General features: G+C 51.9%; 11 protein-coding genes. 3 read left to right on the top strand and 8 right to left on the bottom strand.

Annotation, left to right across the window (positions count from 1 at the left end):
• Positions 1–312 precede the first annotated feature (312 nt).
• Positions 313–2,910 carry a type I DNA topoisomerase gene (gene topA, locus ABLV66_RS10565; protein WP_348876432.1) on the bottom strand — a complete coding sequence of 866 codons (2,598 nt, stop codon included), beginning with the start codon at positions 2,908–2,910 and terminating at the stop codon, positions 313–315.
• Positions 2,911–3,320: 410 nt separating this feature from the next.
• Here topA and ABLV66_RS10560 point away from each other — a divergent pair, with 410 nt between their 5' ends.
• Complete coding sequence (locus ABLV66_RS10560) at positions 3,321–3,572, top strand: YciN family protein (protein ID WP_348876433.1); 252 nt, start codon at positions 3,321–3,323, stop codon at positions 3,570–3,572.
• A gap of 82 nt (positions 3,573–3,654) precedes the next feature.
• Here ABLV66_RS10560 and sohB read toward each other — a convergent pair whose 3' ends face one another.
• Positions 3,655–4,701, bottom strand: coding sequence for a protease SohB (gene sohB, locus ABLV66_RS10555; RefSeq protein WP_047045013.1), 1,047 nt, complete (start codon positions 4,699–4,701; stop codon positions 3,655–3,657).
• A 251-nt stretch (positions 4,702–4,952) separates the two neighbouring features.
• On the opposite strand from sohB, the gene ABLV66_RS10550 reads away from it, so the two are divergent.
• Positions 4,953–5,714: a YciK family oxidoreductase gene (locus ABLV66_RS10550; protein WP_047045014.1), complete on the top strand. Its 762-nt coding sequence runs from the start codon at positions 4,953–4,955 to the stop codon at positions 5,712–5,714.
• Positions 5,711–6,301 carry a cob(I)yrinic acid a,c-diamide adenosyltransferase gene (gene cobO, locus ABLV66_RS10545; protein WP_348876434.1) on the top strand — a complete coding sequence of 197 codons (591 nt, stop codon included), beginning with the start codon at positions 5,711–5,713 and terminating at the stop codon, positions 6,299–6,301. The genes ABLV66_RS10550 and cobO overlap by 4 nt, the downstream gene beginning before the upstream one ends.
• Here the strand turns inward: cobO and ABLV66_RS10540 are convergent.
• The 6 genes from ABLV66_RS10540 to ABLV66_RS10515 all read right to left on the bottom strand — a co-directional run bounded on the left by ABLV66_RS10540 (position 6,273) and on the right by ABLV66_RS10515 (position 17,379).
• Positions 6,273–7,172, bottom strand: a complete 900-nt coding sequence (locus ABLV66_RS10540) for a helix-turn-helix transcriptional regulator (RefSeq protein ID WP_228339536.1) — start codon at positions 7,170–7,172, stop codon at positions 6,273–6,275. The genes cobO and ABLV66_RS10540 overlap by 29 nt on opposite strands.
• A gap of 97 nt (positions 7,173–7,269) precedes the next feature.
• Positions 7,270–9,621, bottom strand: coding sequence for a beta-glucosidase family protein (locus tag ABLV66_RS10535; RefSeq protein ID WP_348876435.1), 2,352 nt, complete (start codon positions 9,619–9,621; stop codon positions 7,270–7,272).
• An 18-nt stretch (positions 9,622–9,639) separates the two neighbouring features.
• Positions 9,640–11,001: an MFS transporter gene (locus ABLV66_RS10530; protein ID WP_045393167.1), complete on the bottom strand. Its 1,362-nt coding sequence runs from the start codon at positions 10,999–11,001 to the stop codon at positions 9,640–9,642.
• A 178-nt stretch (positions 11,002–11,179) separates the two neighbouring features.
• Positions 11,180–12,082 (bottom strand): 23S rRNA pseudouridine(2605) synthase RluB, encoded by a 903-nt coding sequence (gene rluB, locus ABLV66_RS10525; RefSeq protein WP_045393170.1) that lies wholly within the window; start codon positions 12,080–12,082, stop codon positions 11,180–11,182.
• Positions 12,083–12,309: 227 nt separating this feature from the next.
• The gene (locus tag ABLV66_RS10520; protein ID WP_348876437.1) at positions 12,310–14,871 is read right to left on the bottom strand and encodes an EAL domain-containing protein; all 2,562 of its coding nucleotides are present in this window, start codon (positions 14,869–14,871) and stop codon (positions 12,310–12,312) included.
• Between the two features lie 27 nt (positions 14,872–14,898).
• Positions 14,899–17,379, bottom strand: a complete 2,481-nt coding sequence (locus ABLV66_RS10515; protein ID WP_348876438.1) for a bifunctional diguanylate cyclase/phosphodiesterase — start codon at positions 17,377–17,379, stop codon at positions 14,899–14,901.
• Positions 17,380–17,427: the final 48 nt, after the last annotated feature.

Genomic DNA, 17,427 nt, shown 5'->3' with positions numbered 1-17,427 from the left:
GGCTGATATCCGTAAACGCGTCAAATGAATCCGCTTAATACCCATTACGTTCAGACTGCTGCCTGCCGGCGGCAAAATGCCAGAGATGCCCTGCGGCACGCCGAACCTGCGCCACAACGCGTGCTGAGACCGATGGTGTATAAGACGATTTAATAATAAAAAAGTGATTCGCTATAACCACTATATCATTTATATCTACAGTGTATAGATGGTAACAAAAAATAATAAGTCGGTTATAAAGCGACAATGACGAGGCGGTAGTGCGAGGAAAATCGAAGAAAGAATGGGCCGCATCGCGGCCCATTCAGAAGGTTACTTTTTCGCTTCAGTCCATTTACCGTCGATAAAGAAGGCGGACCAGCCGGTCGCTTTACCCTCTTTCTCGGAGGAGACGTACTGTTGCTTGGTCTTACGACTAAAGCGTACCAGCGTTTTATTGCCCTCAGGATCCTGCTGCGGCGCATCGGCCAGATAACGCAGCTTTTCAGGCAGACGATCGCGGAAGCGGTACAACTCTTCCACTAACGGCGCACGTGTTTCACGTGATTTCGGGAAGGTGTTTGCCGCCAGGAAAACGCCCGCCGCGCCATCGCGCAGGACGAAATAAGCGTCGGACTTCTCGCAGGGCAGTTCCGGTAAAGGCACCGGATCTTCCTTCGGCGGAGCCACTTCGCCATTACGCAGGATCTTACGCGTATTTTTACATTCGTCATTGGTGCAAGCCATGTACTTACCAAAACGCCCCATTTTGAGGTGCATTTCGGAACCACATTTCTCACACTCCACGATAGGGCCGTCATAGCCTTTGATACGGAACTCGCCCTCTTCAATCTCGTAGCCGTCGCAGGTCGGGTTGTTACCGCAGACATGCAGTTTACGCTTCGGATCGATAAGATAGCTGTCCATCGCGGTGCCGCATTTCTGACAGCGACGTTTAGCGCGCAGCGCGTTGGTTTCGGCATCATCGCCTTCCAGCACGTTGAGAACTTCGTTTTCCGGTACCAGGTTAATGGTGGTTTTGCAACGCTCTTTCGGCGACAAAGCGTAGCCAGAGCAACCGAGGAATACCCCGGTACTGGCGGTACGAATGCCCATTTTACGCCCGCAGGTCGGACAGTCGATGCTGGTCAGCACCATTGGGTTCGGCTGCATACCGCCTTCTTCAGGATCCTTCTCAGCCGTTTGTAGCTGGGAAGTGAAATCGCCAAAGAAGTTATCCAGTACCTGTTTCCACTCAGCCTGATGACTGGCCACCTGATCGAGGCGATCTTCCATCTGTGCGGTAAAATCGTAGTTCATCAGATCGCGGAAGTTCTCTTCCAGACGGTCGGTGACGATTTCACCCATTTTTTCAGCGTAAAAGCGGCGGTTCTCGGCGCGTACATAGCCGCGGTCCTGGATGGTCGAAATGATCGACGCATAAGTGGACGGACGACCGATGCCGCGTTTTTCCAGCTCTTTTACCAGCGAGGCTTCGCTGAAACGCGCAGGCGGTTTGGTGAAGTGCTGCGCAGGTGTCAGTTCCACCAGGCTGAGGCTGTCGCCCTGATTGACCACCGGTAACGTCCTGTCTTCATCGCCTTTACGCAGCGCTGGCATCACTTTCGTCCAGCCGTCAAAGCGCAGCGTACGACCGCGGGCTTTTAGTTTGAACTCGCCGGCCTGTACCGTCAGGGTGGTTGAGTCGTATTTTGCCGGCGTCATCTGACAGGCGACGAACTGACGCCAAATCAGTTGATATAACTTCTGCGCATCGGCTTCCATGTCTTTCAGCGATTCCGCCATCACATTCACGTCAGAAGGACGAATCGCTTCGTGCGCTTCCTGCGAGTTTTCTTTGCTGGCGTACTGATTCGCGCTTTCAGGCAGGTATTTTTTGCCGAAGTTATCGCCGATATAGCCGCGTACCATATTCAGCGCATCCTGACTCAGATTGGTAGAGTCGGTACGCATGTAGGTAATATGGCCGGCCTCATACAGACGCTGGGCCATCATCATGGTTTTCTTCACGCCGAAGCCAAGACGGGTACTGGCGGCCTGCTGCAGCGTGGAGGTGATAAACGGCGCGCCCGGCTTGCTGCTGGTCGGCTTATCTTCGCGCTCCAGCACGCTATATCGCGCTTTTTCCAGCAGCGCGACGGCCGCCATGGTTTCGTCACGGTTAACCGGACGGAACGGCTTGTCATTCTTGTGAGTCACCTGCAACGGTAACGCGTCGCCGCCCGGCGTGGTAGTACTGGCGTCGATCTCCCAGAACTCTTCCGGAACGAAGGCTTTAATTTCGCGTTCGCGCTCAACGACCAGGCGGACTGCGACAGACTGCACGCGGCCAGCGGACAGACCGCGGGCAATTTTTTTCCACAGCAGTGGAGAAACCATATACCCCACCACGCGGTCCATAAAGCGGCGCGCCTGCTGGGCATTAACACGATCGATATTCAGCTCGCCCGGCTTCTCAAAGGCCTGACGAATCGCGTTTTTGGTGATTTCGTTGAACACCACGCGGCTGTACCGTTGCTCATCACCACCGATAACTTCCCGCAGGTGCCAGGCAATGGCTTCCCCTTCGCGGTCAAGGTCGGTTGCGAGATAGATGTGGTCGGCTTTTTCCGCCAACTGTTTGAGTTCTGAAACTACCTTTTCTTTACCCGGAAGTACTTCATAATGCGCATTCCAGTCGTGCCATGGGTCTACACCCATGCGGTTGACCAGAGCGCCACGTTCATCCTTTTTAGGCTTTTTAGCCCCTTTGGTGGAGGTAGAGTCGGCGCTCTTTTTGGAAGCTGAGCCACTGGTCGGCAAATCGCGGATATGACCGACGCTGGATTTCACCACGTAGTCATTACCCAGATACTTATTGATCGTTTTGGCTTTTGCCGGGGACTCAACGATAACGAGAGCTTTACCCATATTCACCTTTACCTAATTTAATTCATCCAGGAATACATCGCACATTGATTCACCATCCACTAGCGACGTGCCTGATATGTTGCGGCCACGTCGATGGATATCAACCCTCTGCACGCCCAGTTTCACATCCATAAAACCAGATAGCTGAGTTTGCTGGCTTTAGCGAGCCAGGTTGCATAGCACGAAGAATTTTTGGCCGAATGTCAAGCAAATCTGTTGCCAGATCGCTGAAAGCGTCACACTGTACCTGATAAAATTCGTTACGCAACTTTATTAGCATGCAAAAGCCAACTCCGCCAGTAAAGTGATGTTTCTTAGCCAGTTGCAATTACCCCTGCACAATCAATGGAAAATTTGCCCGTTGCCCTCTCGCGGCGTAGACTACCGGCGAAGAACTACAGGAGTCCGTTATGCAAGGTACAATCCAACCCATCGAACGCCAGGCGTTACTTGAAATTGCCAATCAACTCATTCGCGATCATGAAGATACGTTAGCCGGAATTGAAGCCACCAACGTCGTTCAGCGTAACGGGGTTTTGGTGTTCAGCGGCGAGTTTTATCTTGATGAGCAAGGTTTGCCGACAGCGAAGAGCACCGCGGTATTTAACATGTTCAAATATCTCGCTCATGAGTTGTCAGATAAGTATCACCTGGTTGATTAATAGCCAGTCATTGATGGGCCGGCTCTCGGCTTAAGCCAGCCAGAAACAGCAACGCGAGGTATCAGCCTCGCGTTGTTTTATCTTACATTAAGGGCTTTTGCCCACGCTGCCACCAGCGAAGTAATAGACGGTCCGCGCTTTCTGCCGCGCTACCGGTAACGCGATCGAGCAACTTCTTACGCTGCTGATAACGCACGCTAATGACTTCATGGTTATCCATCATGCTCAACAGGAGTTCATCGCTGGTCTGTACCGCATCCGCCAGCCCTTTTTCCAGCGCCTGCACGCCGTACCAGTGCTCGCCGGTCGCTACCTTTTCGATATCCAGCGACGGGCGCATCTGATGTACGAAATCTTTAAAAAGCTGATGGGTTTCATTGAGATCTTCGCGGAATTTCTGCCGGCCTTCCTCGGTGTTTTCACCCAACATGGTTAACGTGCGTTTATATTGCCCGGCGGTATGGAGTTCAATATCGATGTCTTTGTTTTTCAGGAAGCGATTGATGTTGGGGATCTGCGCCACTACGCCAATCGAGCCAAGGATAGCAAACGGCGCGCAGACGATTTTGTTCGCCACGCAGGCCATCATATAGCCGCCGCTGGCAGCGACCTTATCGACCGCAACCGTCAGTGGGATCTGTTTATCACGTAAGCGCTGCAGCTGCGATGCAGCCAGGCCATAGCCGTGAACCACCCCGCCGGGGCTTTCCAGACGCACCACCACCTGGTCGCGCGCCTTCGCCGAAGCCAGCACCGCCGTAATTTCTTCGCGCAGGCCGCTTACCTCGTGGGCATCCATGCTGCCTTTAAAATCCAGCACCCAGATACGCGCCTTGCCGCTGGGCTCCGCGGCGCCCAATTTTGCCCGCGCTTTGGCCTCCTTGGCTTCCTGCTTATGCTTTTTCTTCTGCGCTTTATGCCAGAGTTTTTGCTGCGGGCCATCCAGCAGCGCCACCGCCAGCTCTTCTTTCATCTCCTTATATTGCTCGCTAAGATTCGTCACCCGCAGCTCGCCGCGCTGCTTCTTACGCTGAGTCAGATTAACGATAATGGCGGCGATAACCGCAATGGCAACGACGATAGTCGCAGCCTTGGCTAAAAATAAGCCGTATTGAGCAAGTAATTCCACGTTTTCACCTTGTGTAAAGCACTGACGTTGACGCACAGTGTACATCAGCCTTTATCATCAAGTCTCTGCGCTTTCCGTGCGCTGCGAGGCGCATTCCCGTTTTTTTTGTCGCAATGAAATCGTTGCAAGATATTAATTCTGCGAAGAGTTTCCCTTTGACTGATTGCAATCATCAATCGTTTGAGGCATAAAGCGCAAAAGTAAGATACCGAATAAGATGTGGCCATAAGCAGGCCAGCAGAGGAGTCGCCGTGCACTATCAACCGCAGTTTCACCTACTTAAAGACCGTATCATTCTGGTCACCGGCGCCAGCGACGGCATCGGCCGTGAAGCCGCCCTTACCTATGCGCGCTACAGCGCAAGCGTGGTACTGGTCGGCCGCAATGAAGAAAAGCTGCGCGGCGTCGCGCAAGAAATTGAACAGGCTGGCGGTATTGCGGCACGCTGGTTCACCCTCGACCTGTTGACCTGCACGCCGCAGGAGTGCCAGCAGCTGGCGCAGAAAATCGCCATTCACTACCCGCGTCTCGACGGCGTATTGCACAACGCGGGCCTGCTTGGCGACGTATGTCCGATGGACCAGCAGGATCCTGAGGTATGGCAGCAGGTGATGCAGGTGAACGTTAATGGCACTTTTATGCTCACCCAGGCGCTTCTTCCTTTATTACTCAAGTCTGATTCCGGTTCGCTGGTGTTTACCTCTTCCAGCGTTGGCCGCCAGGGCCGCGCCAACTGGGGCGCTTACGCGGCCTCGAAATTCGCCACCGAAGGGATGATGCAGGTACTGGCCGAAGAGTACCAAAGCCGTCATCTGCGGGTAAATTGTATTAATCCTGGCGGGACGCGCACCAAAATGCGCGCCAGCGCTTTCCCGACCGAAGATCCGCAAAAGCTGAAAACCCCTGCCGATATCATGCCGGTCTATTTATGGCTGATGGGCGACGATAGCCGACGTAAAACCGGTATGACCTTTGATGCCCAGCCAGGGCGTAAACCAGGGATATCCCAATGAGCGATCAACGTTACCGCGAGCGCCAGCAGCGGGTAAAAGACAAAGTCGATGCGCGGGTCGCCGCCGCCCAGCAAGAACGCGGGCTGATCATGGTATTTACCGGAAACGGTAAAGGCAAAACTACCGCCGCCTTCGGTACCGTCACCCGCGCGGTTGGACACGGCAAAAAAGCCGGCGTGGTGCAATTCATCAAAGGAACCTGGCCTAACGGCGAGCGTAATTTACTGGAGCCGCACGGCGTCGAGTTTCAGGTAATGGCCACTGGATTTACCTGGGATACGCAAAATCGCGAAAGCGATACCGCAGCCTGCCTCGATGTCTGGCAGCACGGGCGGCGCATGCTGGCCGACGACAACCTGGATCTGGTACTACTGGATGAACTTACCTACATGGTGGCCTATGACTATCTGCCGCTGGAAGAGGTGCTGACGGCGCTGAGAAACCGCCCTGCGCATCAAACGGTGATGATTACCGGGCGCGGCTGCCATCGCGAAATTATCGAGTTGGCCGATACCGTCAGCGAGCTACGCCCGATAAAGCATGCCTTTGACGCGGGGGTTAAAGCGCAGATGGGGATTGATTACTAACCGCCAGCCGCGCCAGCAGTTGGCCGTTTAATGGCAGGCATACACAGTCCTCGCCGAGCGCCAGCTGCTGGTCGAGGACGTTTTGCCGCGAAACAAAGCGTTTACGGTACTCGGTCGGCGTCAATCCGCAGTATTTGTTAAAGGCGGCGATCAGGTATTTGTGCTCCTGAAAACCGCAGCTATGGCTGATTTCGGTGATCGGCGTACGCGTATCCCTCAGCAGATTACGGGCCTTATTCAGCCGTACCAGAGTCAGATACTCTTTAAAGTTGTAACGACTCACCCGCTTAAACAGCCGGGAAAACCACGAATAGCTCATGCCGCTGTGCTCGGCCACTTCGCTCAACGTCAGTGGCCGATCGTAATGCAGATTAATATAATCAATGCCTTTTTTAATCATCGACTCTTCGCGTAGCGAGCTCTCTTCGCGCTCCTGCGGCTCCCCTGCCGTCACCAGCGCATCAAGCAGTAAATAAATCGCCGCGATGCGCTGGAATGGCGTACGGTTATCGACGAGCTGTTGCAGCAGCGCCGTTAGCCGCTGTCGCACCTGCCAATCCGCGTTCTGCGCAATACGTCCGGCGGTACACCACTCCAGCCGTGGAGAGGGATGCATTTCATCAAACAGACCTGGCGAAAATTGCACGGTGACCAGCTGGCTACCGGCCATCTCCGCGCTGAGTGAATGCACTTCCTCCGCGTTGATATACAGCATATCGCCCTCGCGCAATAGCCACTCCCGCTGACCGACGGCCAGCGTAAAACCGCCATGAAGGACGGTGATTAGCTCCGGCGCCGGGTGCCAGTGAGGTTCGCAGTAGCGTACCTCGGCGGCAAAGACGTTGAGTTTCTCGGCGTCGAAGGCGATCAGCTCGTAGCCGCTATTGGTCGCCGGCTGCCCGCTTTGCGTTACCTAACGAGGATGCGTCACTGAAAACGGGAACACGGATTACCTCCTGAACTTTTGTTTATTGATGACCCGCCAGCACGGCATTGAGTTCATTGCGATCGATATCCAGCGCCAGGAATTCAGTCAATGCAATCAGCAAACCACAGAACAGATCCGGGGCCAGGCGGATAAGCTTTTCCCGTACCAGGTCTGGCGCTACACCGCTTTTCGCCGATATCAGCGTCACCACGCGGGCAAAGGCTTCCGGCTGTTGAATAAGCTGCTGGAGAGAATTGTCGTCGCGTAACGGTACGTAGCGCGCAGGGCAATCAATCTTAACGCTTGCCGTTAATGGAAGATCGCGTGACGAAGCGCCCACGTAGATTTGCCACTGCCCAGGGGTCACCAGCCAATCCGCCAGCCCCGGATGATAGCAGGCTAAATCAGCGACAGGCAGCGCGAGCTCGACCCGACGCGTTTCTCCCGCCAGCAACGACACTTTACAAAAGGCTTTCAGCGCGCGAACCTCGCGGATAAGCTCCCCCTTCGGGGCCGCAACGTACAGTTGTACAATCTCTTTGCCCTCATAATCGCCGGTATTCGTTAAATCAAACGCTACATACAGGGTGTCGCCTTCGGCAAGCCGCGCTGTGGAAAGCGAAAGATTGGCATAGCTGAATTGGGTATAGCTCAGGCCAAAGCCAAACGGGAAAAGAGGCGTAAGACTGCGCTTATCGTAATAGCGATAGCCGACAAATAGCCCTTCGCCATAATGATGGCGCAGGTTTTCCCCAGGATACTGCAGCCAGGCGGGCGTCTCTTCGAGCGTATTTGGCACCGTGACGGTCAGCTTACCGCAGGGGTTGCGCTTACCGAAGAGAATTTCAGCAACGGCGCGCCCCATCCCCTGTCCGGCGAAGAAGGTTTCCAGCAGCGCCCGGCATTCGCCAAGCCATGGCATCACCACCGCATCGCTGTTGGCCAACACCACCACCACGTTCGGCTGTACCGCAGCGACCTCGCGGATCAGCTGTTCGTGCGCGGGGAGAATATTCAGATCCTGGCGATCGCCATTTTCGCCATCTTCGCCAACCGCCGTGCTGACAAAAACCACTGCCACGTCGGCGGCCCCGGCAACATCGCGCGCCTGCGCCAGAGCCTGCTCGTCGCTTTGGTTGTCGTCTGGCGCGCCCGGCGACCACGTAACCTTAAAGTCGTCCCCGGCAAGATCGAAAATCTCATCCAGCGGACGGTCGAGCAAATACGGAACCGTGGTGGCACAACCTGAGCCCTGAATAACCGGCTCCTGTGCGGGCTTACCGATCACCGCGATGCGCGGGGTTTTATGTGGTTTCAGCGGCAGCAGGTTGTCTTCATTTTTCAGCAATACGATGGATTCTGCCGCTAAACGCTGCGATAACGCATGGTGTGCGGCAAAGTCAGCGCGCATTCGCGGCCGGCGATGTCGTTGTACTTTATCGACCAGCTCCAGCATCCGCAAACAAGCCCGGTCAACCACCGACATCGGTACCTCGCCGCAGGTGATGGCCGCCAGCAGGGTTTGTTTGTCCCGGCGGGTTTCCGGCATCGCCAGGTCGTTGCCGGCAAGCAGCGATGCCGGACGGTCTTTAATACCGTACCAGTCGGACATCACCAGACCGTCATATCCCCATTCATCACGCAATACCTGGGTCAGTAAGAACGGATCCTGCGATGTTTGGACGCCATTAAGACGGTTATAAGAAGACATCACCGTCCACGGCCGGGATTTGGCTATCGCTCGTTGAAATCCGGCGAGATAGATTTCACGCAGCGCTCGCTCCTCAATAATCGAATCCATTTCGGTACGCCGATACTCGGAGTTATTGGCGGCAAAATGTTTAAGGCTGGCGCCGACGCCTTCGGCCTGTAAGCCGTTAATCAGCGCCGCGGCGATATCACCGCTGACGATCGGGTCTTCAGAGTAGTATTCATAGCCGCGTCCAGCCAGCGGGGTGCGCCGAATGTTAATTCCCGGCCCCAATAGAATACCCACCCCCATCTGTTGGCATTCGCGACCCAGCGCTTCCCCCATCTCCCGTACCAGTTCAACATCCCAGCTACAGGCCAGACTGGAGCCATTCGGAAAACAGGTGGCCGGCAGCGAGGCGCTGAACAACGCTTCGCTGCCGCCCTTCGCGACAGGCTCTTCGGCGCTGGCCTGGTCGGCAGTTTGAGTAATCACCGAGATGAAGTCATCCATGCTCCACTTTTCATTACCATCTATTTGCGCGCTGCTATAGCGCACGCCGTAGGTCCCATCGGTCATCACGATATCGGGGATACCATGCTGCGGCAACGAAGCCGTGCGCCACAGGCCGCTGCCGGTCAGCAGCGCCACTTTTTCCTCTGCCGTCATGGCGGCGATAAGGGTACTAAAATCGTTATTCATCTCTCTGACTCCTTGAGGTTAAAGCGCGTTTTGCTTACGCAGGCTGATTTTTTGCACAATATCGCGATAGGTTTTTTCATCCAACGAATAGCAGGCCACGAAGATGGCGCTGATGGCGAACATCGCGCCGGGGAAAAGCGTCATCAGAATATTGATGCCATTAATTGCATCGCTGGTCACATTACCCGCATCATAGTGATAGAGATCCAGCATCCAGCCCGCGCAACCGCCGCCAATCGCCATCGCAATTTTGGTGATGAAGTTAAAGAAACCGTAGATTGCGCCTTCAGAGCGTACGCCGTGATGCCATTCAGCATATTCGACGGTGTCGGCAATCATCGACCACATGGCGACAAAGCCCATGCCTAGCGTAATGCTGTAAAGGCACACGCCAATCATTATCAGCCACAGATTATTACCGGCGATAAAATATTGCATCAGCACTCCCAGCACGCCAATTAACAATGCCAGTAGCGCCATTTTCTTTTTCCCCATTAGCGCAATCACTTTCTCGGAAACAATGGTACCAATGATATAAGCGCCTGACTGAACCATGAAGAAAGTAGCGGTGAAACCTTCGCTGCCGATGATGTATTTAATAAAGTAAATGGCGATCGCCATCCATACGGTATAAGCGATATAGAAAAACACGGTAAATAATGACAGATGAATTAGTGGCGCATTACCTAATACCGCACGGAACATTTCCCGAAGCGTCGGCGCATTCATTTTATCCTCTTCGCCAACTCGCTCCGTGGTCATGGCAAAACAGGCAAGAAACATAAAAGTCGCTAACAGCGCAAAACAGGAAACGGCAAAGACATAGCCCATTTGTTTGTCGTTAAAAGGCGAAATCAGCCAGTCGGCGGTCGTGGAAACAATCAGATAGCCGACAATCGCCAACACAAAGCGGTATACCGACAGCGACGAGCGCGAGGCTTCATGCTGCGTCAGGCGGTTGGTCAATGCCGAATAAGGCGTGTTAACCGCCGTATAGGCCAGACAATAAATGGTATAAGAAGCAAGCGCGAAATAAAATTTAGCCTCCCCGCCAAACGGCACAAAACACAGCACGGTTAAAAAACCTAACGGTATCGCACCATATAATAGCCAGGGACGCAGTTTGCCATATTTACTCTGCGTCTTATCAATTGCAAAGCCAATCAGGATATTAAATATTGCGTCAATCACCCGGGCAATCACAAAGATCAGGCTCGCTTGTACCGCGCTGATGCCATAAATATTCGTATAAAAAAACAGTAGGAATAAAGAGACAAAACCGAACGATAAATTAGAGGCGAAATCACCTAAGCCATAGCCTATCTTTTCTTTTACGCCGATGACCACATAGCTTGCCGATAACTTTGTTGTTGTACTCATTGCGGGCTACCTGTTTTGTAATCAGTGCCGACAGTATATGGCGACGCTAATAACATCACTTTGCGTTATTTGTCTGCGTAATTCCTGTTTCTTGTCTTTATGCAAAAGTGTGAAAAATGTCACAAGCGAAGGGATAAAGGAGGAGCGTTCCGGCGGGAGACCGCCGGAACGGACAGCATTAGCCGTTAGTCTTGTTGCGGGTGCTCGAACGGCGGTTACCGTTATTACCCTGACGCGGATTGCCGCTGGTCTGGCTATGACGCTTGACGGCACGGCGAATCTGATTCGCTTTCATGCGACGGCGATCTTTCTCCACCGCCACTTTGCTTTCGGTTTCAGCCGGCAGCTCCACCAGTTCACGCAGATAGTTGGTCTGAGCCAAATCCAGTTCCGTCCAGCCGCCGCGCGGCAGGCCTTTCGGCAGCAGAATATCGCCGTAGCGTACGCGGATAAGACGGCTAACCTGAACGCCGACCGCTTCCCACAGGCGACGCACTTCGCGGTTGCGGCCTTCGGTCAGAGTGACGTTATACCATTGGTTGATCCCTTCACCGCCGGTGAACTTAATCGTTTTAAATGCTGCAGGGCCATCTTCTAACTGTACCCCACGCGCCAGCTGGCGCAGTTTGTCTTCATCAACCTGGCCGAAAACGCGAACGGCGTACTCACGCTCGACTTCGCGGCTTGGGTGCATCAAACGGTTCGCCAGTTCACCATCGGTGGTAAACAGCAGCAGGCCGCAGGTGTTCACATCAAGGCGACCTACCGCGATCCAGCGCGCGCCGCGCAGTTTCGGCAGACGGTCAAATACCGTCGGGCGCCCTTCCGGGTCGTTACGGGTGCAGAGTTCGCCTTCTGGTTTGTAATAGGCCAATACCCGGCAAATCTGCTCGGCAGATTCTTTTACCGAAATAAGATGACCGTCGATACGAATTTTCAAACCAGGTACGATTTCTACGCGATCGCCGAGGGTTGCGACCTTACCATCCACGCTGACGCGGCCAGCTTCGATGATAGTTTCAATTTCACGGCGGGAGCCATGGCCAGCACGAGCCAGCACTTTCTGTAATTTCTCGCTCATAGAGCTTCCTTTAGGTGTCGCCTTCCCAGGCGTCTGATATGCTTTGGCGACAACAGGTCATTAAAAACACCAACCTGTTGTTATATAAACACTTTACACAATTTAAGGCGCCATTCGTCAGCGCTGTAAAACAGCGCGCGCGCCTGCGTGGGCGAACATACTACACTAACTTCAAAATGAATGCTTCACTGCGATACATTTCTACGCCTTAAGATTATCGCCCGCCGTCAAGGAACTTGCCGGGATGGAAAAATGGTAAATGGCGCCGGATGACCAAACAGGTAACCTTGCGCTTTCTGGCAGCCGAGGTCGCGTAACTGGTTTTTTATCGCCTCATCTTCAATACCCTCAGCAACAACGGGCACCTTAAAACCCTGAGCCAGCACAATCAACGATGCAATCATCGATTCTGCTTTATCCTCATCGGCAAATTGGCAAATCAGCCGGCGGTCAATTTTGATGCTATCAAATGACAGCGTGTGTAAATAAGGCAAACTGGATAAATTGACGCCAAAATCATCCAGCGCTACGGCAATACCATGGCGGCGCAGATAAGCAATCATTCGACTAATTCTGGCAGCATCATTCATCAGTAACCGTTCGGTTATCTCAAGACAAATATTGCCCGTGACCAGACCATGACGATAGATAACATCCATTAAATGCCAGGCAAAATCCTGTTGCAGAAGCTGAATCGCCGATACATTTATGTGCAGGAGGAAATGCGGTGACGCCCCGCGATTTATCATCCCGGCGAGTTCCCGACAAGCCTCCTCAATAATCCACCGCCCCAGTGGAATAATCATCCCACTCTCTTCCGCCAATGGGATGAAACGCTCAGGCGAGATCTCCCCACCCACTGCGGACGACCAGCGAAGCAGACACTCTCCTTCACGAAAAATGGTTTGATCCTGCAAATCCACAATTGGCTGCAGTACCAGACGAAATTCATGATGCTGGATGGCATCATGAAGATGCTCATGAAGTTGGATATTATAAAGCTCGGCTTCATGCATCTCAGCGCTGAAAAACGTCGCGACGCCATTCCCCTGTTTCTGCGCATGACGTAGGGCAATCCACGCCTCACGCAACGTTTGCTCAATATTCTCAACGCTAATATCAGCCGTAACCACACCAATATTTCCGGTGTAAACATATTTGCTTGCCGCAAGATGGGAGTCGTATTCGACATCGATAAATAGTGAGGAAAGTAGTTCACTATATTGCTGCCGCTCCTTTGGCTGGTGATGCCCCGGAAAAACCACGATAAGCTGATCCACTTTATCACGAGCGATTAGCGTATTCGTCGGCAGTAAATTACGCAGACGAAAAATAAAATCGCTAATAAATCTCTCACCATATTCAGTACTTAATGAATTGATAATCGCGTTCATGTTACTGATATGCAATAGCGCAAGTAAGTTTCTTCGCTGATATAGCGATGTCTGCCGCAGTAACCCTGTCCGCGTGAATAAGCCGGTGGTTTTGTCCTCTTCTATCTCGCGCCGTTGGACGTCGAAGCTTTCCGCCAGTTTATGTGACAGCGCCATAAAAGTGGTTTCCAGAGAGGCGATTTCCGGGAAATGACGCTTATTATCAGGCGGCGTCCAGCGGTGCGTCGCAAGCTGATCCGCTTTACGGACAATATCCCGCAATGGTTTGACCACCCTCGCCAGGCCGCAGAAAACCACCAACAGGCCAAAAGCAAAAATGATAAACAGCACGCCCATGGTAATGGCTATATATTTGACTATGGTGCGCGTAATCATTCTCGCCGGGCTAATTACAATCCCCGTCCAGTGCAGTATGCCGTCACGGTCGGTAACAGGAAAAGCATCAACATAATATTCTTCATTGCCGGAACTGAAAAACTGTAATCCCGTGTGGTCATGCGCTTTTAAGGTACGACTAGCGGCTACAACAACCGGTAAAGGAGTATTTTCCAGCGTTTGCAAATTCAGTTGCGAGTGTTTTTCCCCCGCCAACATACTCCGCGTTAATGAGGGAACGGATGAAGAGATTAGTTCATCTTTTTCATTAACAATCAGCAGAATACTTTCAGGATTGGGTTTAAATTTTTCCAGACTTTTATTTAGTTCGTTGAGCTGCAATTCGCTGGCGACGACGCCAACAAACTGCCCTGTGCGATTGAATGCCGGCGAGCTAAACGCGACGCCAATTTCATTATCATACTCATAATCGCGAAAGGGTTTTGTCCAGTGAGAACTCTGGTCTTTAGCAACCGCCGCATACCATTCGCGCTGCGTTATTTGATAATCCGGTAGCACCGCTTTTACCAATGAATTCACAGTGAGATGACTATACACCGTCAGATGATGAGCTGTTCGCGCATCTTTTACCGCAAGATAATCATTCGACGCGACTTTACCATGTGCCGCCTGAAGGAAATCGCCATTCACCGCGCCAAATTCAACCAGATTGAGATAATGTTTGTTGCTGAATACGTTATTGGTGGTATTGACCATTTCCCCAATCAAACTACGAACCGGGATCGCCGCACTGGATTGGCGCCCAATGGCATGGACCAGTATCGCATTCGCTTGTACGGGAACATCAATATAATCGTGGATAACTTCCTCGATATTGACTCTTTTCGCGCGCAGAATATCAGCACTCACCTCATCAAAAAAAGCATAACCTTCGTAGTAGAGAAAAGCATATGTCGTCAGCAGCACGACGATAATTGTCGTAACTAAGGTAAATATGATGGCCTGCGTTAAGGTGAACGGGTAGCTGTTGACCGAAAGCTGTTTTTTTAATATCTGCATCGTTATTATCGCCGTTTGTCGGGCACATCATTCGGGGTCAACAACAAATAAACCATTAGTAAATTCAAAGCTATCAAACGTTTTCGGCCGGGAATAATAATACCCCTGCGCCAAATCACAGCCCATCTCCTGCAGTTTTTCCGCCATTTCGCACGTTTCAACGCCTTCGGCCACCAGAGGCACGGAAAAACTCTGCGCCAGCATTAACACCGAGGCGATAACCGCTTCATTTTTTTTGTCGTCAAGCACATTGCTGACAAACCCACGGTCGATCTTCAAACAATCAAACGGCAGTGAATGCAGATATGAAAGGCTGGAGTAACCGGAGCCAAAATCATCAATCGCGACGCAAACGCCAAGGCGGCGTAAATAAGCCAGTATCTCGACAATTCGCCACGTGTCTTGTAGCAAGACGCTTTCGGTGATTTCAAGGCAAATATTACTGTTCATCAAATCGCAAGCGTGAATTGATTCCAGCAGATGCTGAGCAAAATCAGGTTGCTGAAGCTGAATTGGCGAGATATTGACGTGAAGTTTAAAATCCCGTGGCGCGCCGCGCGCGATAAACGCGGCAAGTTCACGACAGGCGGTTTCAATTATCCATTTCCCTAACGGCACAATCATGCCGGTGTTCTCGGCGAGGGAAATGAATTTATCGGGCGGCACGAAGCCAAGCACATTGGATTGCCAGCGAACCAGGCATTCACCTTCTTTACAAGGGCGCTGCGATTCAAATGCGACGATCGGCTGCATAACCAAATGAAAACCTTCTGAACGGAGATCATCGCATAACGCCTGGTGCAGACGCAGATTATTGACTTCCTCTTCACGCATAGCGACGGTGAAAAGTTTACTCATGCCGCTACGCTGCATTTGAGCATGCTGTAAAGCCAGGCTAACATTCATCAGACATTCGCTGATATTCTCCGGCGTGAGCGACTCAATCAACATGCCAATATGGCCTGTAAATATATGCGATTCACCCGGCATATCAGAAGTAGACATACGAAAAACGGAAGCAATTAGCGCACTATACCAGGCGACATCTTTTTCGGCATAAATGCCGTCAAAAGCAATGATGAACAAGTCTTCGCGATCGCGGCAACATAGCGCCCCTGCAGGCAACATTTTCCGAATGCGTAAAGCAAACTGATGAATAAACTGCCGCGCCTGGGCGGTACCAAGTACATGCTTTACCGAGTTGTAATTGTTGACGTGAATCATCGCCAACATATTGCGGTGATAGTAAAGAGATTCACAATTCAGTAGACCACTACGGGTTAAAAAACCGGTTTCGCTATCCTCTTCCAGTTTCCGGCGTTTTAATTCAAACGTATCAGGAATAATTGAACAAAGATTGCTCAAGGCCGTATCCAGTGACGCTATTTCCGGAAATACTCGTTTAGTTTGTTTCTTCCACGGCATCAATCCGAGACGCACTTTATCTGCAACATCCTTTAAGGCACCGGTAAAATGCGAAATAATCATCAGCAGAATCAACATCAAAATAAAAATAAACAGCGTCGTGGCGAAGGTCAAAAGTAGACGCTGCTTATTCATTTCAGCCATTTCCGCATGCTGCGGGGCGATAAGAACCGCCTTCCAGTTCAACAGATGTTGGCTGTCCTGCACGCTAAAGGCGGTCGCCAGCAAAGTCTTCTCCCCAGCACGTAAGGAAAATGACGTTGGCGACGGTGGCGCGGAAGTCAGTTTTTCTATCAGTTGGCGATCCTGCTGCCAGATCTGTTGGCTACCGGTACGCGCGACAATACGATTGTTGTCATCAATAAGCAGGAGAGCATAGCTTTTGTCCGGCAGGAGACTCTGTAAATAAGCGGTCATATCTGCGGGTGTGGCGCCACTGGCGATCGCCCCGACAAAGCGACCTTGCTTGTCGTACACCGGCTGGTTCCAGCTCATGATGATGCTGCCGGTAGAGAGGGAGCGTTGCCAGAAACCGCTCGTTTGCTGGCGTGCGCGGCGAAACTGCGGAAAATCAGCGACATTAAAGGCGTTATTAACTTTGACAATATTGGTCTGCGGGCTTAAACCGCTGTATTTTACCAGGGAGTGATGATTATCGCGCTGGGTTCGCTGCAAATAAATTTGATTACTGTGATTGTCGCGAATGACAGCAATACAGGCGCCATTTTCTGCAAACCACGACAGGCTTTGAAAGGCAGGCATGGTTTTAAACGCGCTCGCGGTCAAATACACCATTTCAGGAACCAAAGCATCCTTATCGATGTTGTTACCTTCCCCCTGAATATATTGTAAAAATAGATTCGTTATTTGTCGCGGGCGGTCAACGGCATCCTCAAGTTTATGCTGAATCAACGCATACTGAGTTCCGATGATTTTTTTATCAATGGCGGTACTGACCTGACGCGACTGATAGTTAAACAGGCCGGTCAGGCTGACAATAATCAGCATTAACGCCAGCAGTGAAACAACCAACACGCTTTTTACCAGGGTGATGGGATAAGTATTTGGGGTCAGTTTGAGCATAAATTAACTGTATTCAATCACAAGCAAAAGGTCATTATTATTGAGTTC

It is taken from the genome of Klebsiella sp. CN_Kp073 (assembly GCF_040065495.2).
GTDB classification, from domain to species: Bacteria; Pseudomonadota; Gammaproteobacteria; order Enterobacterales; family Enterobacteriaceae; genus Klebsiella; species Klebsiella aerogenes.
Note: the sequence above shows the minus strand (reverse complement) of the source record. Positions and strands in the feature narration are given on the sequence as shown.